Raw genomic sequence first — 23802 nt, 5'->3', positions numbered from 1 at the left:
GGTACTTCCGCTCGAAACGTTCGAGTCGGAGGGGAGAGGGCGGTGGTGATGTTGGCGCAGCATCGAGAATCGGACACGGGGCGTCTTCTTTCGCTGGCGCCGCTGACGGTGTTGGAACTGGACCCCGCCGAGTTGGTCACCTGCGCCGCCGCGACCGGTTTCGACGCGGTCGGGCTCAGGCTCATTCCAGCCACCGATCAGGAACCGGTGCGCCCGACCATCGGCATGACGGCACTGATCAGGGAAACCCGGCGTCGCCTTGATGATTCGGGTCTTCGACTCCTCGATGTCGAGGTCGTCCGACTGGTGCCCGATACCGATGTGCGATCCGATTTCGAGGGCATCCTGGAGACCGGCGCCTTCCTCGGGGCCAGTGAGGTCCTGGTGACCGGGTATGATCCAGATCACCAGCGCACTGCGGACAATCTCGCCGAGTTGTCCTTGCTCGCAGCTGAATACGGGATTACGGCGAACGTGGAACCGATGCCGTGGACCGCGGTGCGCAACGTACACGAGGGTGCCGCACTCGTGGCCCAGTGCCCGGTGCCCACGGGATTGTTGATCGACGCCATCCACTACGACCGGGCGGGGACCGGTCCTGGCGAACTGGAAGCGCTGCCGCGCGAATGGATTCGGTACATCCAGATCTGTGATGCACCGGCCGAGCAGCCTGCGACCATGACCGAACTCATCCATCAGGGCCGCTGTGCGCGGCTGTTGCCGGGTGCCGGTGGCATCGATCTGGTGTCCATGCTGCGGGCGCTACCCGACGACGTGCCGGTGAGCGTGGAGGCTCCGCTACACAGCGACGCACCGGCGACGGTGCGTGCCGCGCTCGCGGCCAAGTCCGCTCGGGATGTGCTGGCGCTCGCCGCGGACGGTAGTTGGTCACCCTTGTACCGGTCCGCCTGACGGATCGTCGAGCACACATCGCGGATCGCAGAACGGTGCAACCATTTCGCCGGGCGGTCGCACTCTGTGGCGCGCTGTTACTCCTCATCGCGGCGATCGGGGTGGGGGCACACTTCGTCGGGTTGACCAGCACGCTGGTGGCCTGGGCGGCCTCTTTCACACCCGTGGCCGTGCTGCTCGCGGTGGCGGCATTGCTCGCCTGTGTGGTCGGCGGCAGGCGATGGATGGCGCTGGCGGCGGCGGTCGTGCTGGGGACGGGTGTGGCAACACAGGTACCGCTGTACCGCGGGACGGCGGATGTGCGGACATCGGGTGTGCAGATACGGTTGATGCAGGCCAACATCCGACTCGGCGGCGCGGATGCCAGGGCCCTGCGTGACGAGGTGGCCGAGCGCGCCGTCGATCTGCTGACCGTGATCGAATTGACCGACCAGGCCGTGACCAACCTTGTCGCCGCGGGCCTGCGCGAGGCGCTGCCGTATGCGTGCGAGCGACCCCGTGCCGGGGGCGGCGGGGCGGGGGTCTACTCGCGATACCCGTTGCGCGACTGCGCCGAACTCGACGGATTCGTGTTGAACAATGTGCGGGTAGTAGCGGATATGCCGGGTGCGGGCTCGACCGCCGTGTATGCGCTGCACCCACTTCCGCCGTACCCGGAACCGGCCTGGAAATGGGTGTTCGAGCTCAAGAGGCTGCGACCGGTCTTCGAGAACGAACAGCATCCGATTCTCGTCGGGGCGGATTTCAACTCAACATACGATCACAAGCAGTACCGCGAACTGATCGCCAACTCATCCCGTCCGGGTACCGCACCGCTGCTGGATGCTGCCGAGTACGTGGGCGCGGGCGTGGTTCCCACGTTTCCTGCCGGCCGCCTCATCCCGCCGGTACTGGCCATCGACCGAATCCTGGCCCGCGGTTTCACGCCGCTGTCGTTTCAGCGCTTGGCGCTGCCGGGATCCGATCACATGGGCGTGTTGAGCACGCTGGCTGTGGCCCAGACGATTCCGTCGTCCTGATACCGCCGTCTGCTGTGATTCGTTGATGTGCAGAACATTTGGCATCAGCAGTACGGTGTGGTCTGCGTCATAACCTAAGAGGTAGCTGACAATTTCATGTGAGTGCTCGCTAATGTCGTTCTCGCAATCAAACTTCTTGGCGGTGGCCCGCATGTGCACGATGTCTGCACTCTGCATGCCTGGGTCTTCCGAATGCGAAAGGCAAAGAGCACCTTGACGGATACGGTGGAGGGAGCGGGTGTCGAGCAAATGATGAAATCGATGCCCAGGCGGCCACAGGTGGAGATCGGCAAACTTGCGGAGCGTCGCGATGATCACGACTGTGTGCGCGTATCGGATATCGGCGACGATGCCCGCGGGACGGCTCGGCCCACCGTCACCGTGGTCATCCCCACTCGCAACGAGGCGCGGAACCTGCCATATGTCGCGAAACGGATGCCTGCGGTGGACCAGATCGTGGTGGTCGACGGCAACTCCGTGGACAACACGGTCGACGTCGCTCGGCAACTGTGGCCAGAGGCCTTGATCGTCAACCAGAGTCGCGGCGGCAAGGGCAACGCGCTGGCCTGTGGGTTCGAGGTCAGCACCGGTGACATCGTGGTGATGATCGATGCCGACGGGTCGACCGACCCCGCCGAGATCCCGGACTTCGTCGGCGCTCTGATCGCGGGCGCGGACTTCGCCAAGGGCAGTCGCTTCACCGAGGCGGGTGGTAGCGATGACATCACCAAACTGCGCAGGCTCGGCAACAAGGGATTGAACTGGCTGGTGAATCGACTTTTCGGCACCAGTTTCACAGACCTGTGCTACGGCTACAACGCCTTCTGGCGGACTCACCTGGAAGTGTTGGATCTGCCTCGAACCGATGTGACCGAGGCGCAGTGGGGTGACGGATTCGAGATCGAGACCGTCATCAACGTTCGAGTCGCGCTCAACGGTCTCGCGATCGAAGAGGTCAGTAGCTTCGAAGGCAAGCGGATATACGGACGCAGCAACCTCAATGCCGTCACCGACGGGTTGCGGGTGCTGCGCACGATCGGCCGGGAGCACAGGCGCCGTCCCACCCGTGCCGGGGTGGCACGAGCGGCTGCTTCCACGCGATGAGTAGGTTGCGCGAGAAGCTGGGTCACACGCTGGCGTTGAGCCAGAGTATCGGCCTGCCCGCTGCGGTGAGCCTGGTGGCGCGGCGGGCCGTGGGCATGTCACGGCCCGTGACTGTCCGGTGTGGCGCACACCGACTGACCGTGCGTCCGTGTGACAGCGATCCCTTTGTGCTGGCGCAGATTTTCACCGCGCGCGAATACGACGCGCATCCGTTCTGGGTGACGCGACTGAATGTGGTGGCATCCGAGATCGCACGCGCCGGAGGAGTTCCGGTGATCATCGATGCGGGCGCGAATGTCGGCTACTCCGCGCTGTATCTGGCCGAACACTTCCCGGACGCGGTGATTCTGGCCGTGGAACCCGATCCCGCCTGCGTGCGGTTGATCGAGCGGAACTGCACGCACCATCCGCGGATCAGGCCGGTTCACGCCGCGTTGTGGAGCCATGGCCACGGGGTCGATCTCAGCGCCGGTGACGAGGGATCGTGGGCGAATCGGGTCTCCGACGGGGGTGCCACTCCGTCGGTGACCCTGGACGCGCTGCTCGACGGCATTGCCGGTGCAGTGCCATTCATCGTCAAACTCGATATCGAGGGCGCCGAATCCGAAGTGTGCCAAGCCTCGCCGGAGGCCATCGCTTCGTTCGCCTGCATCATGATCGAACCACATGACTGGATGCTGCCCGGATCTGGTGGCCTGGCACCGCTCTACGACGCGGTGGCAGGGAAGAAGATGGACACCCTTATCCGGGACGAGACGCTGATGCTCTTCGATTGTGCGGTGCTGGAGGCGCACAGTCACACACAAGTTCACCTTTGACTGTTCTGATGCTTTGCAGTGCAGTGTTTTTGGCGCCATCGGCAGAGTAGCCGTGGTGCGCCTAGGTGTTCTCACATGCGGTGCGGCGCTTCCTGATAAGCCTCTCAGCGCATGGTAGTACCCCGAGGGGTAGGGCTTGTAAGAGATGTTGAGCTGCAATAACATTCGCGTCGGTCACATCTGACCGATCATCAATCAAGTCAATCTAGGAGAACCGTGTCACTCGCTGTTCCCGTGGCTTCGGGGCGTGACTTCTGGTCTGCGCCATCGACATCCACGCCTCTGAAGAAGAGGCTGCTCATCGCATCCGTCGCGATGACGGGCGCGTCGGTCATCGCCGTGACGCCTGTTGCGCAGAACCTGCCGGCGTTGGAGATCGCGCAACAGCGCGCGGTCGAGCTCGTCGCCTTCGAGAATCCCTTCGCGGTGCTCGGTGCCACGTTCTCGAAGGCGTTCGAGAACCTGAACAACCGTGGTACCGATATCTCGGCCACCCTGCTGCCGAATCTGTCGGCGATCCTCGGCAACGAGGAGCTCCAGCGCGAGTTGTCGGTGCTGCTGTTCCGTCCGGAGACTGTGGCGCAGCAGTTGCAGGATCGGCTTGCCGAGCATCAGGCGACCCTGCAGACCGGGTGGGAGCAGTCGCAGGCCGGCTGGGCCGCGCACAATGAGCTGCTGCCGGGTGTCCTGGAGCGGGCCAACAGCGAACTGGCGGCGGGTAACTTCACCGAAGCCTTCGCTCATATCAACGACTGGTTCATCTTCGGTCTGGGCGCAGCGGGCTGGCCGCTGTACCCGAGCTTCGCGGTGCCGGGCCAGGTTGCCAATGATGTCGGCGCTCCCGCCATCGCGGCCATCCTGGATGCGCTGCTGGTGGGAGATACCACGCTGGCCGGTTACCCGCATGCCATCATGGTTCCGTTCGTGAGCGCCATCTTCCGGTTTACCGACAGCCTGGACGAGATCCGTGCCGCGGCACAGGCCGGCGATGTGGTGACGGCGATCAGCCACACGGTCAACCTGCCGATCAAGGTGCTCGGCGCCTTCCTGAACGGTTACAGCCCCAGCATCGCCGAGGACTGGAATGTCTTCCCCGGCTTGCTGACGCCGGGCGGACCGATCGACTCGTTCCTGGTGCAGTATCCATCGCTCATCGCCAATGCGCTCAAGGCGCTGACCGGACAGCCGGCCGTGGAGAGCGGCGCTGAGACGCTCAGCAAGGTGTCGTCGACCGCTCTGGCCGCCGAGGGTGACACGGTGACGCTCAGTGTCGAGACCGGCTCCGGTGCAACGCCCGTCGAATCCGTGTCGTCGGGTACCGAAGAATCGGCCACCGGTGGCGAGACTGCCGAGCCGGGCACCTCGGTTCCGACCGAAGAGGCCGGTTCCGCGGAAGAGACGGCCACCGACGATGCCGGCGCGGCGGTCGATCCGACCACTCCGGCTGTCTCTGAGGAGACCACCGCCGGCGATGCGGCCGCCGGTGAGAGCGCGGACGCCGATACCGAGGCAGACAGCAAGGCCGATGCGAAGGCAGACGCCACGACCGACGCCAAGGCGGACAAGGCCGACGCCAAGGCCGATAAGGCTGACAGCAAGTCTGATAAGGCCGATAAGGCTGACAAGGACGCCAAGGCTGACATCAGGGATGCCAAGGCCGACAAGGCCGACAAGGACGCCAAGTCTGACAAGGCCGATAAGGCTGACAAGGCCGACAGCAAGGCAGCCAAGGCTGACAAGGCAGATGCGAAGTCCGGGGCGTCGGACAGCAAGCCCTCCAGCAGCTCGGCCGGCAGCTCGTCCGGATCCAGCAGCTCGTCGAGCTCGGGTAGCTCCAGCAGCGACTGAGGCTTCGGCCAGCGCAGAACAGAATACGGCCCCCTCACCCGAGGGGGCCGTATTTTTGTGCTCGTCTCCAGGTCAGCGCTGCGCGCGGATCATCTCGGCGACCCGTCCGACGTGCGGCTCTCGCACCACCGAATCGTGGTCGCAGTTGATCCGCTGTACCGACAACTCCCCGGTGAGCAGCTGCGGCCACACACGTTCGTCGTCGCGGTTGAAGCTGCTGAGAATCAACAGCGTCCGGCCCGGGTAGGGGCGGGGGCGGTGTAACCGGCCGACCCGCACGCCCACCTCACGCAACGCTGCCACCTTCTCGTCCGGTGTGCCGTCGAGGATTCCGGCCAGTGGCAACCACAGTCGCTGCCGCCAGAGTTCGCGTGGCGCCGCCGGAGGTTGTTCCAGCAGTGTGGATCCGACACCGGGTAGCTCCCGCCGCGCCGCGCGAACGGTCCGCGGGGGCAGGAACGGGTCCAGCAGGGTGACGAGTTCCACCTGGTGGCCGAGCGTCCGAAGCCGGTTGGCCACATCGATGGCGATGAATGCACCGAGCGAGTGGCCCGCCAACCGGTACGGACCCATCGGCTGCATGGACAGCAGATCACTCAGGTGCCGCCGCGCGGCCCGCCCGATCGTCCAGTCCGGAAAGGCCCGATTTTCCAGACCCTGCGCTTGAAAGGCGATCACGGCGGTGTCGACGCCCAGCCGGTCGGTCAGTGGAACGAACGACAGCGCCGAGGCGCCCGCACCGGCGAAGCAGAACAACGTCGATCGGGTGTGCTCGCCGGGGGTGCGCAGCACCACGGTGGTGGGTCGGATTCCCCTGTCCCGCAACACCGCTTCGCCGGCCCGACGTGATCGCACCACCTCGGCGAACTGCGCGACGGTCGGCGCCGCGGCCAGATCCGACGCGGTGAGTCGGATGTCGTGCTCTCCTCCGACGAGGCTGATCATGCGCTGGACGTTGAGCGAGTCACCGCCGAGTGCATAGAAGTTCTCGTCCCGGCCGATCTGATCGAGCCTGAGCACCTCGGCCCAGGCGGTGGCGATGGCCGACTCCAGGCCGTCCTGGGGTGCGGTGATCGGTCCGCGGGTGGGTGCCGGCAGTGCCCGCCGGTCGACCTTGCCGCGCTCATTGCGGGGGAGCTCCTGCAGCATCACCACGTTGGTGGGCACCATCCATGCCGGCAGCCTGGTGTGTAACTGGGCACGGATATCGGCCACCGCGGGACTGCGCAGCTCTGGGTCGGGGGCCACGTAGGCCGTGAGCACCGGTGTTCCGGAATGCTGGTCGGCGACGACGAGCGCCTCGCGAACCCCGGGGCAGTCGAGCAGCGCGGCCTCCACTTCGGCCGGCTCCACCAGGTACCCACGGATCTTGACGGCGGCATCCATTCGCCCCAGCACGACGAGCGTGCCGTCGTCGTTGATCCTGGCCCGGTCGTTGGTGACGAATGTGCGGCTGCCGTCGGGATTGGTCGTGAAAGTTGTCGACGCGCTGTCTGCCCTGAGGTATCCGGCGGCGACATAGGGGGAGGTGACGGTCAGTCGGCCGTGTTCGTCGATACCGAGTTCCTTGTGCGGAACTGCAACGCCGGCCGGGATGACGCCCGCGGGGACGTCCTCGTCGGGCCAGATGTCGAAATGCGCAATGCCCAGTGTCTCCGAGGATCCCGCCCAGTTCGTCACTACGGCATTCGGCGCGAGCTCCCGCGCGCGTCGTATGACGTTTCCGTACACCGGCTCACCCGTGGTCACGATGCGCTGCACACCGGACAGCGTGCGACCCGAGGCGGCCTCGGTCAGCGACTGCAGAAACGACGGCGTGCACATCACGATATCCGCGTCCGCGAGTCGGTCGATCGCCGACTCCGGGGTGCAGTTGCGGGGGTCGATCGCGACGACCTGAGCACCCGACAGCAGGGCACCGATCAGGACGTTCATCCCGGCGGCGAAGCTGACCGGCATACACAGCGCAACGCGGCTGTCCTCGATGATGCCGAACCGGTCGCGGTGCAGAATCCAGTCGCTCAACCAGGTTCCGTGCACGTGTAGCACAGCCTTGGGTTCGCCGGAGGAGCCCGACGTGAACTGGATGCTGGTGACCCGTTGCCGGCCAAGCGTCGCAGGGGGCCCGGGATCGGGTGTTCGCTCCGGAGGTGTGTGTGCGGGCCAGACGGTGCACCCGTCGGCGATCTGCCGAGCCGGTGCGTGGCCCGAGTCGTCGACGATGACGGTGTCGACGTGGCGGCCGTGTTCCCGCAGGGCGTCGAAAATATGGGTGATCCGGTCCGGGGGCAGGCCGGGATCCAACGGCACCAGCGGTGCGCCGGCGGCGAAGCTGCCGAGAACCACCGCCGCGATCTGCGGACTGAGATCAGCCACCATGGCCACTGGCGCCTCAGGATCGTGTCGCCGGCGCAACGCGTGTGTCCACATCTCGGCGGCGCTTTTCAGCTCGCGATAGGTGATGGCCGCATTCGCTGTGCGTACTGCCACGCTGTCGCGCTTGTGTTCGGCAATCTCGGCGAATCGCTCACTCACCGAGTCGAACTCGATCGGCGCGACACAGCTCAGGTCGGGCCTCACGGGGATGGCGCGGACCGGGCGGTCGAGGGCCTGACCGCTCGGGGTCGCGGCCACCCGGCGCAGCAATGCGACCGTCGGTCCGAGAACGACGAGTGTGATGAGCAGTTCGCCTGCGACGTAGGTGTATCCGACCGCATCGATCCCCCACTCGGGGGTGGTCAGGATGACTCCGACCACCACCAGCACACCGAGCAGCACCTGGGAGATGACGGCCAACCGCAGCTTGCGCTGCAGCCGGGCCAGCGCGGTGTAGATGGTCGTCAATGCCACCGCGGGCAACACCAGGGCCATCGTTCTGATCAGCGTGGTGCCGTTGGCCGCATAATGTGGGCCGAGGATCCCCAGGATGAACGGGGCGGCCGCCATCAGCACCACGCAGCCGGCGACCGCCGATCCACCGCACAACAGCACAAAGCGCTTGGTGCACGCCCACACGTCGGCGCCCGGGGTGGATGCGGTGGCGATGAATGGCGCCGCAGTGGCCACGATCAGCGCACCCAGCGTGTTGACCACCAGCCAGCACATCGAGAAGTACGCGTTCATCTCGGTGCCGAGCTGTGCCACCACGATCAGCGGTACCAACAGCGGCACGATCACGTTGATGGCGTTGATCGCGTAGGAGCTGGCGAAGAAGTTGACCAACTCGCGACGGCCGGGCAGGTCGGCCGTTCCGGTTCGGGCACCCGTCTCCCGGCGGATGACGACGATCGCGATGACGCCGGTGATGACGGCCGCAGGCAGCACCCATGACCAGACGATCGCCGAACCCGTCGCCAGCGGGATCATGGCCGCGACGATGATCAGCTTGGCGATGGATTGACTGATGTTCTTGGTGGCGATGGCACGGGCCCGACCCAGGCCGATCAGGATCTGGTCCTGCAACGCATAGATCGCCAGGATCACCACGAACAATGGGAAGAACAGTAGGTCAACCGGATCCGGGAACAACTGGGCGCGCGGTCCCAGGACGGTGAAGGCGGCGCCGAACACCAGAGCTGTCGCGGCGACGAACATCATGCCTTGACGGACGATGCTCTTGGTCCGGTAGCCGGCGAGCGGGAGAAAGCGCTCGTACAGGCTGCCGAGGCTGAAATTGGCAAGAATGGCGATCAGCGTCGCCGAGGTGATGATGGCCGATGCGCGGCCGACTTCGGCGGTGTCATAGCCGCGCGCGGCGACGGTCCAGAACACAAATCCCAGCACGCCGGTGGCCGCACTGGAGGTCATGACCGCGGCGATGTCGATGCTGAGTCCGCCGCGTCGCGGGGCCGCGGAGACGACAGATGGGGTCGGGGCGCTCAGATCCGCTGCCGGCGAGGACTTTTGTCGTGATTCCAGGGTGTCGGGTCGGCCGATCGTGGGCATGTGGCGGAGTTCCTAGCGGGAGGTCGAATGAGGCGTTAGCGCCACCTGAAGGACAATACTGAGTCGTCTTCAAATTGGTTAGCCTACCCAAAGTAGTGACGCTCATCATACTGGTAGAGGTAGCGGCCAGTTTCGTACGCGTAGTTGCTAGTCTCCAGCAGTTGAGTCGAACTCTATTGCCGTGACGGTGTTTTCGTCACCGGCGAGGCGTCGTGGGGCGAATCGAGGACTCCGCGGCCGAGGAGGGTGAGGTAGTGCGTCCGAGTTTTCTGTCCCGGTTCACCGGATGGGTGTCCTTGGCGCCGTTGCTCTTCTTCGCCGCCGAGTGGGTGGTGTCCGCGTCCTGGCGTGGTTTCTACGGCTATCACGAGGACCTGCTCGGCCCGCTCGGGACGGCCTTCTGTGGACCGGTGGGCAACTGGCCGTGCAGCGAGCTGTACCGGGTGATGAACATCGCCCTGGTGGTGGCCGGCTTGGCTGTCGTGTTCACTGCGGCCGGACTCTTCGCCCAGCGGGTGTCCGACCGGGCTGGTGCGCTGTTGCTCGTGGCGGCGGGACTCGGCCTGACGGTCAGCGGTGCGATCACGCAGAACGTCAGCTACACCGGCAATCTCACCGCCATCATGGTGTTCATGACCCTCGGGTCGGTGGGGGCGTTTCTGATCGCGACCAGTTCGACGACCCGGATGACGGGGGAGCGGCGCCTGGTGGCCGTGCTCGCGTCGCTGGCCAGTCTCGTCGGGTACTTCGCCTATGTCGGTGGTGTGGACATCGTCGGACCAGGTGGGGTGCAGCGGTTGTGCATCTACGGAATCCTGGTCACCGTCATCACGGTGGGCACCGTCGGATTGACGAGGACGCCGGCCGCCAGCATCCACGAACCAACCGAGTACACCCGATGATCGCCAACGGATTTCGTCGATGACAGCCACGCTGGAGGCTGGTTCGGGGACCTCGAGTTCCGATGGACCAGAGGCGGGTGTGAGGCGCCGTGTGCCATTGCTGCGGGTGCGCATGGCCGATCTGGCGGTGGCCGGCGCAGTGTCAGGTGTCCTCGCCCTGACGGGCCTGCCCGATGTGGTGCGCGGGATCGCTCTGCTCGTGTTCATCGCGATAGGTCCCGGCGCTGCTGTGCTGAGCTGGGTGCCGATTCCACGGCGAGCGCTGTTGTCGACGGTTCCCGTGCTCGGCGCCGCGATCACCACGCTGGTGGCCATGGCGGCGATGTGGTCCTACCGCTGGAATCCGCCCGAGATCTTGTGGACCGAGGTCATCGCGGTGTGCGTCAGTAGCGGGTACTGGTACTACCGCCATCCTGGTTGCGCCGGCTCCGGCGTGCGCTGGCGGACGGTCCCGAACCCCACGGTGGCCCACCGGTCGGTTGTGCGCACCCACCTTTCGCTGGTGCTCAGCGCTGCCGCGGTCCTTACCTGGGTTATTGCCGTACCGGGTCTGCCGGGTGTCGATGCGAGCTACTACGGGCTGCTGTTCTCCGGCACCGGGCCACTGCTGGCGGTGTGTATCGTGCTGTGCGCATCGGCGCTGCTGGTCGCGGTGCGCGACCGAAGGCTGATCCCGGCGGCGGTGGCCGTCGCAGCAGCCATCATCGTCTCCCGTGTGACCACATTCGTGGCCACCGAGGTGCCGCTCTACGACTGGACCTACAAACATCTGGCGGTCGTCGACTACATCCTCGTGCACGGTCGTATCGCGCCGGACGGCACCGATATCTACGCCCAGTGGTCGGCCTTCTTCGTCATGTTCGCCTGGTTCAGCGATGTCACCGGTGTGCAACCGATCACGATCGCCCATGTCTTCGCGCCGATCATCCATGTCCTGATCGCGCTTGCCGTGTACTGCGCGGCGCGGGTGATCGGGCAGTCGCGTCGCACCGCCCTCACCGCGGCGTTTCTGGCCGAGGTGGTCAATTGGGTTGGTCAAGACTACTTCTCACCACAGGCATGGTCGTTGGTGTTGGCTTTCGGGATGATCGTGCTACTGCTGGCCTCACCGCGCAGCCGATCGGCCGGCGTCCTGGCAATCGTCGTGTTCGCTGCCGCGGTGCCCACCCACCAGCTGACCCCGTTCTGGGCTGTCGCCGTCGTGTGCCTGCTGTGTGTGATGCGGCGCGCGCGACCGTGGTGGATCTCGGTGGTGATGGTCGCGATCGTGGGCGGCTACCTGTTGCTCAACCTCGAAGCGGTGCTGCCCTACGGGGTGTTCTCCGGTAGCAGCCCGGTGAGCAATGCCACCAGCAATATCGTGAGTTCGGGTATGCCTGCCAAGGATTTCACCTCGCTCGTGGTCCGATCCTTGTCACTGGTGGTCGTGGCCACCGCCTTCGGTTGTGCATTGTGGCGGTGGCGGCGCAAGCAACCGGTGGTGGCGCTGGGCATCGTGGCGTTCTCGTCATTCGGTCTGCTGCTCGGGCAGAACTACGGCGGCGAGGCGATCTTCCGTGTCTACCTCTACGCGATACTGGGTTGCGCGATCCTGATCGCACCGGCCGTGGTCGGTGCGGTGGATCGCCGCCGTGTCGGCATGCGCGGGGCAGCGAGTCGGCTGATCGCCGGACTCTGCCTGAGCGGGCTCTCCTTGGCCGGCCTGCACGGTTATGTGGCGCTGTGGCCGATGGTGGTGGAGACCCGCGCACAGATCGACCTGATGAACTCGATCACCGAGGGCGCCGATCCACGCACTCGGCTGGTGATGATCCGGCCGAGCGGCATGCCCACCCGGGTCAACGCGGACTATGCCGAACTGACATTGTTCAACCCCTATTTCGACGAGTCGATCGCCTACGACCTGTGGGATGGCCGCGATCCTCGGCTACAGGAACTGAAAGCGAACTTCCCGGCCGACGACGACATCGCCACCTTGGACGACAACGCGACACGCGAGGCTTACATGGCCTACCTGATGTTCAGCGAACAATCGAACAAGGCGGTGCGCTACTACGGTGATTACCGCCCGGAGGCCATCGAAATCCTGCAGGACGCGTTGCGTGCGTCGCCGAACTGGACGGTCTTCTACGAAGACGGTGCCACCCTGGTGTTCCGGAGTATCAACCAGGAGAAGGCATCCGACTAGCCGGACCGGCTCAGCCGGCCCGGCGCATCGGATCACGGCGGCGACCCTGGCGTCGGCCCCGCCACAGCGCCAACGGGCCGCCGAGAACCGATAGGACTTCCGTCCGGCCGATCGCCCGAGGGATGCTGTCGCCGAGGTCCGCCGGCGGAATCATGATCGCGCCGTACCCTGCGCCGGCGCGCACCGATGACCCGAACTGTCTGCGCGCCACGGAGAATGCCAGCCGGCGATGAGCCGGTTCGCAGAACACCTTCGTCAACCAGGCGCCGAGGCCCAGACCATAACCGCGCGCCTGGGCCAGCAATGCAGTGCTGTCACTGCGATGGCGGTGCCAGACGATGGCCGCCGGTTCGTTGACCAGGGTGTGCCCGGCGGCCACCAGCCGGAAGAACATATCGATATCCTCGCCGCCCTTGGTCGAGGTGCCCGCACCCAGCGCCTCGTCGAAGCCGCCCATCTCGAAGGCCGCACGGCGTCTGATGGCGAAGTTGGCTCCGGTGCCGTAAATGCCTACCTGGAAGGGGAACAGTGGCAGGTCCGGCGGCGGTGCGGCCATCGAGTAGGCCCGCGGTGCCAACGTGCCGGCCCAGGACACCCGCTGGTCGAAGTAGACCTGCGCCGCCGTGCGGAGTTCCCCACTGGGAACCATTCCGCAGACGCAGGCGACATCCGCGGACCGGGCGAAGCCCCGAGCCAGTCCCTGCAGCCAGTACGGGTCGACCACGACATCGTCGTCTGTGAACGCCACGATGTCATGCTGAGCAGCATGCAGACCCGCGTTGCGGGCGTTGGACAGTCCGGCAATGGGTTCCAGCACGCGTCGGATGCGGGTATCCCCGGCCGCAGCGACCACCCGTTCCGTCGCATCCGTCACCGGCGCGTTGTCGACCACGATGATCTCGAAGTCGGGATAGTCGATGGCGGACAGTGATGCCAGGGCGCCGGCAAGATCCTCGGGCCGTTCCCTGGTGCACAGCACCACCGATATCGGCGGTGCTGGATCAGCTGCGGGCACATCCAGCATCGGGGTGGACCCGGGAAGGTCCAGGGTGACGGCGTCGCCGACGATATCGGTCTCGACGAAATCGATGGGTTGTGACCGGTCGCGCAACAGGATCCGGGCCCGCCGATATCCGTGCGATCGCGTGATGTTCACGGTGACTCGACCGTTGTGGTCTCCCACCCGGTCGATATCGAGGCATCCGATCCAGCGCGCGTGCGCGCCGTCGGGCGCACCGCCGTGTGCCATCACGGGGCCGATTGTCACTGCGGTAGTCATAGTTCGGTGACCCTTACCCAGTCGATGAGCATGGTGGTGGGGAATGGTGTCGACTCATCGGCAGGGCCCGGCCAGTCGCCACCGACGGCGAGGTTGAGTAACAGCTGGAACGGCGCGTCGAAGACCCACGTGGCACCCTCTTCGAGGTTCAACGGCGTGACCGTGAGCAGGGTCGTATCGTCGACGCCGGTGACGATACGACCAGGTGTGCGTTCGACCCAGTAGGTGCGGAATACTCCGGCGAGCGGGAAGGGTACTGGACCGGTTGCCGACATCTGTTGTCCGCGTTCGGTTCCGCTCTGCGGAGCATGTACGCCCGAATGCCATTCGGAGGCCTGGTTGAGCGTCTCGATGACGTCGATCTCACCGGCGGCCGGCCAGCCGACCTGGTCGAGATTGGCCCCGAGCAGCCAGAACGCGGGATGCAGCCCCGCGCCAGCGGGCAGTGCGATCCGTGCCTCGGCGCGGCCGAAGGTGAACGCGAAGCTGCCGTTGGTGTCGACCCGTGCCGAGGTGATCTGTCCGTCGGCGCCCCGACGCGCGGTCAGGGCCAGGTGCCCATTGCCATCCAGCGCGATGTTGTCCGGATGGTCGGTGTAGATCTGGGCCTCGTTGTTGCCCCAGCCGCCGCCGCCGGTCGCGATCTGCCAGATCCCGTCGGGCGGCGCGCCGGCGGGGCCGTCGAACTCGGAGTTCAACAGAATGCGCGGAGCACCGTCGGCCGTGTCGGCAGTGCCCAGCAGAGCGCAGGCACCTACCACCGTGCCGACGACGACCAGCGCGCAGCCCTTGCCGAGGGCCGATAGGCTCGGTCTCACGCTGCGGCCTTCGCGGATCGTGTACTCAATGCCAGACCTGTCACGTAACCCGCTGCGGTGTAGCCGAATCCGATGGCCAATGCGAGCACACGACGGGGGTTTCCGCGGGCCCGCCAGGCGCCGGACGGCAGGATGCGGGTGGTGTAACTACGCTCGCTGGACAGGGCGGCTTGTCGACCGGAGATCCGGGTCAGCACGGCCTTGGATCTGCCCTCCTGGTAGCACCGGCGGGTGAAGTACCCCAAGGTGGCCCGCTCGGCCGGAACGTGATGATCGACAAGGAAGCCGGTGTGTCGGATGATGCGGTGGCCGGGGAATCTGGCGTGCAGCTGGACACCCATCAATGTTTCCTCACAACCTGCGAGCAGATCGCCGACTCGACCGAGTTCTGTTGAGAAGCCCTCGATCTCGACCAGTGCCGTCCGTCGTGCCGCCATCGCCGCGCCGATGGGGTTACGGATCTGTTCGCCGCAGGCCGGAAGTCCACGGTAGTCGCAACCGACCACCCAGCCGAACTCGTCGGGGAACCAGCGGGGGGCTGATCCGCAAGCCCACTCGGCCCGCACCGCGCCGCCGATGGCGACCACGCTCCGATCCTCGAATGCGGCACGCGCGTGGTCGAGCGCCCCGGTCGCCAGCACGGCGTCGTCGTCGACGAAGACCACGACCTCGCCGCTGGACCGGGCGACGCCGGTATTGCGCGCACCGGACAACCCGTGCTCAAAGCTGTTGGCAATCAGGGTGATCTGTTCGGGCAGCGTGCTCTGCAGGTCGGCCAGCAGATCGTCGTTGTGGTCGACCACCACGATGATCTCATCTCGAGCATCGATCTGGTCGAGTGTGGCTTGTATACCCCGCAGCACCTGGGTGCGCCGAGCAGCGGTATAGCAGCAGATGACGACCGACAGGCCTACCGTGGACACGGCAAGACCATCGTGCGCTGGTACGGGCGGCACGGCATCGACTCCAGGGAAACGCGACGGGGCACGGCAGTGTGGTGAATATGGTTTCAGGCCAGACTATCTCAGTCGGCGCCCGTCAGGTCGGCTACGGTCTGGGGAAGGAGGATCAGCGCCTCGGCGACCGCGTCCGGATCGTGCGCCGAGCGGTGGAATTCCACAGTGAACCACAGGTTTTCGGCCACACCGACCGATGTGACGGTGAGGCCTCGTGGGGTTGCCGGATCACTGGCGACCAGCATGCAGGCGCGACGCCGATCGGTGAACGGCCATGCACCGTTGCGTTGCGCCCAGCCGAGATTGGAGTGCAGCAGTTGAGGTGGCGGTGCAACGGTGGGGGAGCCGATGACGTCTCGATCCTTGTATCGGCGCGCTTTCGCCGTACCCACCAACAGATTCGCCACCGGGCGGCCCGTTCTGGCGGCCCGTGTCATCGCACGTTGCAGTGCGGCCGGGCCGCCGGCCCGGTCGAGTGTGAAATCCAGCCCCGCCGAGAATGATCCGAGCGTGTCTTTGCCGCTGGGCAGGTAGCGGCGGACGTCGAAAGGGATCTTCACCGTGTCGGTCACGCTGACTCCGGCCCGGTCGAACGCCTGGTGCAATGCGTAGGTGAACAGCGCAACCATGCTGACACCGGGCAGTGCGGCATCGCGGCGCGCACGCATCTCGCCGAGCTGCGCGGCGGTCAGTCCCAGCACGCGGGTGGTGGGAGAGTAGGCCGACCCCGGATCGCGACCGGGGTCGGTTCTCCTTGCGGTCCCGGCCTTCACCGGCCGCAGGCGGTCTGCCGCCAGGAGTTTGGCGACGCGCACCGGATGCAGGGCGAACGTCTTCATGGCTGCGCTGCGCAACGGGTGCGGTGTGCGTGCATAGCGGTGCCAGGTTGCCGCATCACCCGGATCGGTGAGCCCGAACAGTACGTCGAGCAATGTGTGGATGAGCGGTATCTCACCGAGTCCGTGACTGAAATCGATGGCCAACCACTGACCGGCGGCGGCCACCGTGACGGCGCGATCGTCCAGGGTGCGGACGGTGTGCAGCAGTTCTGCCGGGTCTGCGGAGCCCGATGGCGTCGCGATCGAGTGCAGTCGCGGTGCATCGGCCGGATCGACGTGACCCCAACGGGTACTCGCCGGCGACGGGACCAGGCAGAGCCGGGCGACCGGTCCCGCCGCTGTCATGGCATCGAGTCGTGCGGCGAGTAGATCCGGTGCGGGAAGCGCCAGCGGCCCGACCACGATGGTCGAGCGACGCCTGCTGTGCGCCGCGTCCAGCGTCGCCACCGGCACGCGCGGCGTCTGCGCCACGCTTCGATCGGCAACAAGATAAGACATGACGCAGCGACCTTAGCAATGTCGGTCGCCGATGTTGGGTCTACCTTTTGTGACCCAGTCGGTCACAGTGTGTGCGGCGGGTGGGCTCAGCGGTCAGGACTGCGGAGATGCCGGAAATGTGGCGTTGCCAGCCGTTTTCGCGATATCGCTGCCATCATGGTCGGGCTCGACGACCTCGCCGCGGCTGCTGATGAAGACCGCGGCCAGGGCACCCACCAGACATACGACTGCGGTGATGGCGAAGATCTCGCCGTACTGCATGGTGTACGCGGTCCGGGTGTTCTCCATGAGTTGCCTACCGGCGTCCATCATGTTGGTGGTGTTGACCACCGGCAGCGATGCCAGGATCTGGTTGAAGCGGTACAGGCCCCATGCCGATAGGGCCGCCATGCCGATGAGCATGCCGATCATCCGAGAGACGACCACCGCGGCCGAGGCGATTCCGTGTTCGGCTGACGGAACGACGCGCAGGGCCGCCGACGTCAGCGGACCGATCACCAGGCCGAGGCCGAAGCCGGCAAGGGCGAGGTCGGTATCGAAGGCGGGCAGCGTGAACAGACCCAGATCGTGACGAGCCGACAGCACATCGACGGTCCAGTGCGAGATCAGCCAGTACCCGAAGGCCGCGATGATCAGGCCGGTCACCGCGATCGGCCGGTCACCTATCCGGGTGGCCAGCCATCCACCGAGCAGCGCGCCGATCGGCAGCGCGATGAGGAAGCGCAGCAGCAGGACGACTGCTTCGTTCTTGTCCATGCCGAGCACGCCCTGGCCGAACAGCTCCACATTCACCAGCGTCACCATCAGAGCGGCGCCGGCGCACAGTGATGCCCCCAGAGCGGCAAGGAACGGCCGGAACTTCACGCCCGCAGGTTCCATGAGGCGCGTGGTGGCCCGCTTCTCCCAGACGAAGAATCCGATGATGGTCACTACGGCGACGATCAGCAGTGGCATGCCGTAGCTCGGCAGCAGGTTCTTGCCGTCGGGTGACGGATTGTAGAGGCCCACGACCGCCGCGCCGAGCGCGATCGCCAGCAGTACCCCGCCGACGACATCGACCTTCTGCTGTGGCTGATCCTTGTCCCTGGCCGGAACACTGAAATGGATCATCACCATCGCGACTGCGGCCATGGGGATGTTGATCCAGAAGATGTCACGCCAGGTGTTCAGCGCCCACACCACGGCGATGCCGTACAGCGGACCCAACACACTGCCGAGTTCCTGCGCCGCGCCGATACCGCCGAGCACGGTCGCCCGGCCACGGTCGGACCACAGATCGGCCGCCAGCGCCAGGGTCACGGGCAGCAGCGCGCCACTGGCGATACCGAGCAGAGTACGTCCGATGACCAGGGTCGTCAGATCGCCGGCAAGCGCGGTCACCGTCGAGCCGACCATGAAGCCGAGCAGGCCGGCCTGCAGGATCAGCTTGCGGCCGAACCGGTCGGAGGCCTTGCCCAGCAGCGGCATCGCTGCGATATAGCCGAGCAGATAGCTCGTCACGATGGGCGTGACCTGCTGAATCTGGTTTATCGGTATGCCGACGTCGCGCATGATGTCGGTCATGATGGTGATCACGACGTAGGTGTCGAGCGCACCGAGGGTGACCGCGAGGCCACCCGCACTTATCGCCAGGCGACGGTTGGTACCCGCGCGCCCCCCGGCTCGGTGGCTGGTGGCCGCCGACATCAGGTCGCGGGCTTCGTGACGGTGACCTGCTTACCCCAATCCGACAGGGTCATCGTGATGGTGTTGCCTGCGGACGGCTCCAGCATCACCTGAGCCAACTGGTGATCGCCGTCCTCACGAATCCACGCGGTGCCCGGGGCCGGTGCGGTCGCGTTGAGCTGCGGTGCGATCTTGTTGACCGCCTCGGGCGGGACGGTGCCGGTGATCTTGACCGCATCCGAGCCGCCGATGGCCTCGCGGCCGACGGCCTTGGCGTCGGTGAAGCTCGTCAGCACGTTGGCCAGTCCGTTGTCGGGGTTCAGGATCGCGGAGATGTCATAGATATCGGCGGCAGGACCGAAGTTCTGCATGTTGCCGCCCTTGGTGATCGCACCGTAGAGATCGCCGTCGACGACGACGAAGCCGACGTCGGTGAGCTTCTGGCCGAGGAAGATGAGATCGGCGCTGCCCTGCGCGGCGACTGCGGGCGCATTGGTCAGGTCACCGCTGAGGTGGGCAATGGGCAGTTCCTTGATCTCACCGCCCACGGCGAGTTCGAGGTGGACGCTCTGTTGGGCGCGTGTGGTGGCCGCCGACTCGGTCAACAAGGTCGCGGCGTCGGGGAGTGGGGCGTCGTTGGTCTTCGACGAGCAGCCGACGAACGCGAGGGCCATGATCGCGGCGAGAACGGGAAGAAGGATTCGGACTGCACGGGGGCGCGTCTGCATGTTCTGCATCGTAGTGGAGCGCTCTGGATGGACGTCCGATACATGGAGCGCACTAACCTGTGGGCATGTTCACCGGAATCGTGGAAGAACTCGGAGAAGTGGTCGGCAAGGAAGATTTGCCCGATGCCGCCCGCTTTGTGATTCGGGGGCCGGTGGTCACCTCCGATGCAGGTCATGGTGATTCCATCGCGGTGAACGGCGTATGTCTGACGGTGGTCGAAGTTCGCCCGGACGGTGCTTTCACCGCCGATGTGATGGCCGAGACACTGAACAGGTCGAGCCTGGCCGCCGTCGGCGTCGGCAGCCGGGTCAACCTGGAGCGGGCGGCCGCGGTCAACAGCAGACTCGGAGGACACATAGTCCAGGGACATGTCGATGGCACCGGGACGGTGGTCTCGCGGTCGCCGTCGGAGAACTGGGAAGTCGTGCGGATGTCGCTGCCGGCGTCGTTGTCTCGCTATGTCGTGGAAAAGGGTTCCATCACGGTCGACGGCATCTCGCTGACGGTGTCCGGGTTGGGGCCGGATTGGTTCGAGGTTTCGCTGATTCCGACGACGCTGGGTCTGACCACCCTCGGCTCCGCGGATGTCGGCACCCCTGTGAATCTTGAGGTTGATGTGATTGCGAAGTACGTCGAGCGGCTACTGGGAGAACGCGGGCGCTGACGCTTTTGCTTCGCTCTACGCGGAATCAGCAACGTCGCGAGGTCAGCTCCACAACATCCGGCGGAACGTCGCGATCCGGTCCGGAAGCGAAATATTTTTCTCGATGGTCGACGGTTCCGGCGGTGTCGCCGCGCACGATTGTGACCGTTCCTGACACGTGATTGCCGCGTAGTTAAAAGTGAATAAGTGTTTACCTATGCGCGTAATCCTCGACCGCCGTGTCGAGTCACTTGACAGCGCGTATCGGCATGTCGAAAGTCCAGCGTGGGCGCCTGATTCGGGGTGTTCCGGCAGTACTTCTCCGGCCCGTTCGGACGCGGCTGGTACGCAACGGTTCCGCCGCATGGGCTGTGGGTTGGCTGTGGCTTTGTTGCTGGCGCGCCCACCAGCACCTTTCCGATCGTGAAATTTGCCTCCCGGACTGATCGATTGCGTCCGCTGTAGTGCCGACAGGCGACGAAATCCCGGGCAAAACTTCCGCCGAAGTTGCCTTTCAGTTATTGACCAGCGTGTTAACTTACGCCGCAGTCAATACCCTTCGGTTTCTCCTTGCGGTTGGCCGAAGGCCCGTCACAGCGGTCGATGTCGAGGAGCACTATGGCAACCCATCGGAAGAATTCGTCGAAGAAGCGGATGCGCGCCGGCGAGTTCGCCGTGGCGGCATTCCTCGGTCTCGCGGTCACTGCCGCGCCTGCCGTCGCCGCCGCGGACACGACCGACGGGCCGTCGACCGGACCGGCCTCGGATTCCGACCACAAGGCCAGTGGCAACAGCGGCGCGTCCAACGGGGCCGGTGGCTCGGGCACCGTCAAGACCGGTGGCCTCGGAACTTCCGAGAATGACTCCGACGACCGCGGGTCCGGTACCCGGACCGGTGGCCTCAAAGAACGCGATGAACTCAAAGACGACGACGGCCTGAAAGACAACGACGGCCTGAAGAACGAAGGACTGAAGGACGACGGCGTCAAGAACGAAGGCCTCAAGGACGAAGAGCCTGTCGGCAGCACGGTCCTCGAGGGCACCGACGGTAGCGGTGCCGAAGGCGGTGGTGCCGGCGCGGGTACGACCCCGATCGTCGAGGAGCAGCCCACCGGGGAGGGCACCGGCACCGCCATCACGGGAGAGGCCGGCACCGGGACGACCACGACCGAACAACCCGGCACCACCGGCGGTGACGTCGCCACGACCGAACCGGCAGCCCAACCGCCGGTCACCGTGCCCGGAGGCGAGGGCGCCGAGGTGCCTCCCGGAACCGTCGACAGTCCCTCGGACAATGCCCCGGTCGTCGCCCCGGTCGTCGTGCCCGAGGTCGGGCACTCGGCTCAGTACGCATCGCTGGCCGGCTCGGATCCGACGCCCACACCCCCGGCACTGGCGTCGGCGCTGTTCGATATCGACATCGTCCCCAAGCCCCCGGTCATCCCGGCCTTCGAACCGTTCATGGGAATCGTCAATGCGCTGGCGGGGTTCGTCGACGCCATCTTCCCGCCGTATGCCGCCGATCCGATCCTCAACCCGACCCAGGTCGCTGCCGGTTGGGTGATGACGCTGTTCGCCGGGTTGCAGGGCACCTATTGGAACGGCGAGCCGACCCCGTTCACCTTCGGTGCACTGGTCCTGGTGACGGCGGCCTACAGCCGCTACGAGCGACTGGCGACAAACCAGCTGCCGGGTGAGCCGACCGTGTCGGCCGGCCCGCTTCCGTTGACCTGGAAGCTCAAGAGCATCGACCCCAACGGCGACCCGCTGGTCTACTCGGTGGACCTGAGTGGACAGCCGAGCAACGGCCTCATCACCATGAGCCCGGACGGCACCTTCAGCTTCGTGCCCAGCTCGCTCGATGACCTCAACAACGGCACCGATGTCACGTTCACCGTCCGGGTCAACGACAGCCTGGGCTTCCTCGACCATCCGTTGACCCCGGACGGCAACGATGCCTACTACACGGTGACCTTCCGGTATCCGGGCCTGGGCATCAACAACCTGCCGTACTTCGGTTCGGGCGGACACGCACAGGTGACCGGCTACGACCCCGTCACCGGCAAGGTGACCATCACCGCGGAGGCCACCGACGCCGACGGCGATCCGCTGACCTACACGGCTTCCGCCTTGTGGGGCAGCGTCGTTCGCAACGAGGACGGCACGTTCACCTACACCCCGACCGATGCCGCCCGCCACGGTGCCGCGGCACTGCTCGGCGTGAAGAGCGATCTGATCTCCATCTGGGCCAATGACGGCCGCGGCGGCATCACCCTGCTGCCGACCGTCGTCAGCGTCGACATCGTCAGCGCCAACACCCCGCCGACGATCACCGTCGGCACCGCCACCACCGAGCCGATCACCGGCATCATCACCGGCTCCTTCGAGGTCAAGGATGACGACGACGACCTCGTCATCGTGACCGGCGACGTGGTGACCCCGCGCGGCGGCGTCGTCGTGGTGACGCCGTTCGGCTACATGTACACCCCGACCCTTGCGGCGCGGTCGCAGGGCGGCACCGACACCTTCACCGTCACTCTCAACGATGCGCACGGCGGTGTCGTCGAGGTGTCGGTCACGGTGACCATCAATCGCATCAATTCCAACCCGATCGGTGGCATCACCGTCGCGCTGCCGGACTCCGACGGTGTCGTCCGCGGCACCGTCGCCGCCACCGACTTCGACGGTGACGACCTGACTTTCACGCTCGCCAACGGTGCCTCCTCCGGGCACAGCGCCAATGGCGGCATCGTGCTGATCAACACCGACGGCACCTTCACGTTCATCCCGAAGCCGGCCGGTCTGCTCGGCGGCCTCACCCTCGATTCGTTCGAGGTGCATGTCTCCGACGGTCGCGGCGGCACCACGACCACCACGGTCACGCTGTCCGCCGACCTGGACATCGATCCGGTGGTCACGTCCAACGTCGACGGTGTGGTCAAGGGCGGGCTGCAGATCAGCAACAACGCCAACACCGGCCTGCTGACCTACAGCGTGGGCAGCGGCCCGAGCAAGGGCACGGTCACGGTCAATGCCGATGGCACGTACACCTATACGGCCACCACGGCGGGCTGGAACGAGTCCGACACGTTCACCATCGTGGGCACCGTCGACGGCCAATCGATCACGGTGGCGACCGTGACGGTGGTCCCCAAGCCCAATGTCGCGCCCACCGCCCCGCTGATCGGCGGCGACACCGTGATCGGCGGCTCCGGCATCGCCTCGGGCACCGTGAATGCCTCGGACGAGAACGGCGACACCCTGCACTACAGCGTCGACGGCCCCGGTGGCAGCTCGACGAAGGTGCTGTCCAACGGTGCGATCGTGACCGTCGACCAGAACGGCAACTGGCATTACATCCCGGGCCTCGACAGCGGAGATCCGGTGTTCGGCGCCATCGCGTTGTCCACCTTCACGATCTATGTCACCGATGGCAAGGGCGGTGAGGCCAGCACGCTGATCACGGTCAACACCCACAACCTGAACATCCCGGTGACCAAGGCGGGCAGTAATGGCACGGTGACAGGTGGGTTGGGGCTGTCTGCCGGTGAGCAGGGCCTGATGACCTACAGCCTGGGCAATGGTCCGAGCAAGGGCACCGTGACGGTCAATGCCGATGGTACGTACACCTATACGGCA

Annotated in this window: 16 protein-coding genes; 9 read left to right on the top strand and 7 right to left on the bottom strand. The window is 65.7% G+C overall.

Annotated features, from left to right (window positions below):
* Nucleotides 1-48: 48 nt before the first annotated feature.
* The 5 genes from G154_RS00420 to G154_RS00400 all read left to right on the top strand — a co-directional run bounded on the left by G154_RS00420 (nucleotide 49) and on the right by G154_RS00400 (nucleotide 5701).
* On the top strand, nucleotides 49-912 hold the full coding sequence (locus G154_RS00420) for a sugar phosphate isomerase/epimerase (RefSeq protein ID WP_031601468.1): 864 nt from the start codon (nucleotides 49-51) through the stop codon (nucleotides 910-912).
* A gap of 35 nt (nucleotides 913-947) precedes the next feature.
* Entirely contained in the window at nucleotides 948-1931 is a 984-nt protein-coding gene (locus G154_RS00415; RefSeq protein ID WP_019514104.1) for an endonuclease/exonuclease/phosphatase family protein, read from the top strand.
* A 261-nt stretch (nucleotides 1932-2192) separates the two neighbouring features.
* The gene (locus tag G154_RS00410) at nucleotides 2193-3035 is read left to right on the top strand and encodes a glycosyltransferase family 2 protein (RefSeq protein ID WP_081649892.1); all 843 of its coding nucleotides are present in this window, start codon (nucleotides 2193-2195) and stop codon (nucleotides 3033-3035) included.
* Nucleotides 3032-3853, top strand: a complete 822-nt coding sequence (locus G154_RS00405) for an FkbM family methyltransferase (protein ID WP_081649890.1) — start codon at nucleotides 3032-3034, stop codon at nucleotides 3851-3853. The genes G154_RS00410 and G154_RS00405 overlap by 4 nt, the downstream gene beginning before the upstream one ends.
* Nucleotides 3854-4168: 315 nt before the next feature.
* Entirely contained in the window at nucleotides 4169-5701 is a 1533-nt protein-coding gene (locus G154_RS00400) for a hypothetical protein (RefSeq protein WP_019514107.1), read from the top strand.
* A gap of 72 nt (nucleotides 5702-5773) precedes the next feature.
* Here the strand turns inward: G154_RS00400 and G154_RS00395 are convergent, their stop codons facing one another.
* The gene (locus tag G154_RS00395) at nucleotides 5774-9646 is read right to left on the bottom strand and encodes an AMP-binding protein (protein ID WP_019514108.1); all 3873 of its coding nucleotides are present in this window, start codon (nucleotides 9644-9646) and stop codon (nucleotides 5774-5776) included.
* 212 nt (nucleotides 9647-9858) lie between these two features.
* Between G154_RS00395 and G154_RS00390 the strand changes: the two genes are divergently transcribed.
* Nucleotides 9859-10548, top strand: a complete 690-nt coding sequence (locus tag G154_RS00390; RefSeq protein WP_019514109.1) for a DUF998 domain-containing protein — start codon at nucleotides 9859-9861, stop codon at nucleotides 10546-10548.
* A gap of 79 nt (nucleotides 10549-10627) precedes the next feature.
* Entirely contained in the window at nucleotides 10628-12736 is a 2109-nt protein-coding gene (locus tag G154_RS00385) for a hypothetical protein (protein WP_234713175.1), read from the top strand.
* Nucleotides 12737-12746: 10 nt separating this feature from the next.
* Here G154_RS00385 and G154_RS00380 read toward each other — a convergent pair whose 3' ends face one another.
* The 6 genes from G154_RS00380 to G154_RS00355 form a co-directional block, all read right to left on the bottom strand.
* Nucleotides 12747-14015 (bottom strand): glycosyltransferase family 2 protein, encoded by a 1269-nt coding sequence (locus G154_RS00380; RefSeq protein WP_023985709.1) that lies wholly within the window; start codon nucleotides 14013-14015, stop codon nucleotides 12747-12749.
* Entirely contained in the window at nucleotides 14012-14758 is a 747-nt protein-coding gene (locus G154_RS00375; RefSeq protein WP_234713178.1) for a glycoside hydrolase family 16 protein, read from the bottom strand. The genes G154_RS00380 and G154_RS00375 overlap by 4 nt, the downstream gene beginning before the upstream one ends.
* Nucleotides 14759-14829: 71 nt before the next feature.
* Nucleotides 14830-15756: a glycosyltransferase family 2 protein gene (locus tag G154_RS00370; RefSeq protein ID WP_110807415.1), complete on the bottom strand. Its 927-nt coding sequence runs from the start codon at nucleotides 15754-15756 to the stop codon at nucleotides 14830-14832.
* 101 nt (nucleotides 15757-15857) lie between these two features.
* The gene (locus G154_RS00365; protein ID WP_131701363.1) at nucleotides 15858-17126 is read right to left on the bottom strand and encodes a hypothetical protein; all 1269 of its coding nucleotides are present in this window, start codon (nucleotides 17124-17126) and stop codon (nucleotides 15858-15860) included.
* Nucleotides 17127-17219: 93 nt separating this feature from the next.
* The gene (locus G154_RS00360) at nucleotides 17220-18812 is read right to left on the bottom strand and encodes an MFS transporter (RefSeq protein ID WP_019514116.1); all 1593 of its coding nucleotides are present in this window, start codon (nucleotides 18810-18812) and stop codon (nucleotides 17220-17222) included.
* Entirely contained in the window at nucleotides 18812-19519 is a 708-nt protein-coding gene (locus tag G154_RS00355) for an LppX_LprAFG lipoprotein (protein WP_023985711.1), read from the bottom strand. The genes G154_RS00360 and G154_RS00355 overlap by 1 nt, the downstream gene beginning before the upstream one ends.
* A 65-nt stretch (nucleotides 19520-19584) precedes the next feature.
* Between G154_RS00355 and G154_RS00350 the strand changes: the two genes are divergently transcribed.
* On the top strand, nucleotides 19585-20184 hold the full coding sequence (locus G154_RS00350) for a riboflavin synthase (RefSeq protein WP_023985712.1): 600 nt from the start codon (nucleotides 19585-19587) through the stop codon (nucleotides 20182-20184).
* Between the two features lie 597 nt (nucleotides 20185-20781).
* Nucleotides 20782-23802, top strand: a 3021-nt coding sequence (locus G154_RS00345) for an Ig-like domain-containing protein (RefSeq protein ID WP_036478604.1), incomplete at its 3' end; no start/stop codon positions are given.

Source organism: Mycobacterium sp. VKM Ac-1816D, assembly GCF_000416385.1.
GTDB classification, from domain to species: domain Bacteria; phylum Actinomycetota; class Actinomycetes; order Mycobacteriales; family Mycobacteriaceae; genus Mycobacterium; species Mycobacterium neoaurum_A.
Note: the sequence above shows the minus strand (reverse complement) of the source record. Positions and strands in the feature narration are given on the sequence as shown.

Excerpts from the sequence above, each read along its gene's own strand:
- G154_RS00420 (WP_031601468.1), top strand. The coding sequence starts at position 49 with ATGTTGGCGCAGCATCGAGAATCGGACACGGGGCGTCTTCTTTCGCTG.
- G154_RS00410 (WP_081649892.1), top strand. The coding sequence starts at position 2,193 with ATGCCCAGGCGGCCACAGGTGGAGATCGGCAAACTTGCGGAGCGTCGC.
- G154_RS00405 (WP_081649890.1), top strand. The coding sequence starts at position 3,032 with ATGAGTAGGTTGCGCGAGAAGCTGGGTCACACGCTGGCGTTGAGCCAG.
- G154_RS00400 (WP_019514107.1), top strand. The coding sequence starts at position 4,169 with ATGACGGGCGCGTCGGTCATCGCCGTGACGCCTGTTGCGCAGAACCTG.
- G154_RS00395 (WP_019514108.1), bottom strand. The coding sequence starts at position 9,646 with ATGCCCACGATCGGCCGACCCGACACCCTGGAATCACGACAAAAGTCC.
- G154_RS00380 (WP_023985709.1), bottom strand. The coding sequence starts at position 14,015 with ATGACTACCGCAGTGACAATCGGCCCCGTGATGGCACACGGCGGTGCG.
- G154_RS00365 (WP_131701363.1), bottom strand. The coding sequence starts at position 17,126 with ATGTCTTATCTTGTTGCCGATCGAAGCGTGGCGCAGACGCCGCGCGTG.
- G154_RS00360 (WP_019514116.1), bottom strand. The coding sequence starts at position 18,812 with ATGTCGGCGGCCACCAGCCACCGAGCCGGGGGGCGCGCGGGTACCAAC.
- G154_RS00355 (WP_023985711.1), bottom strand. The coding sequence starts at position 19,519 with ATGCAGACGCGCCCCCGTGCAGTCCGAATCCTTCTTCCCGTTCTCGCC.
- G154_RS00350 (WP_023985712.1), top strand. The coding sequence starts at position 19,585 with ATGTTCACCGGAATCGTGGAAGAACTCGGAGAAGTGGTCGGCAAGGAA.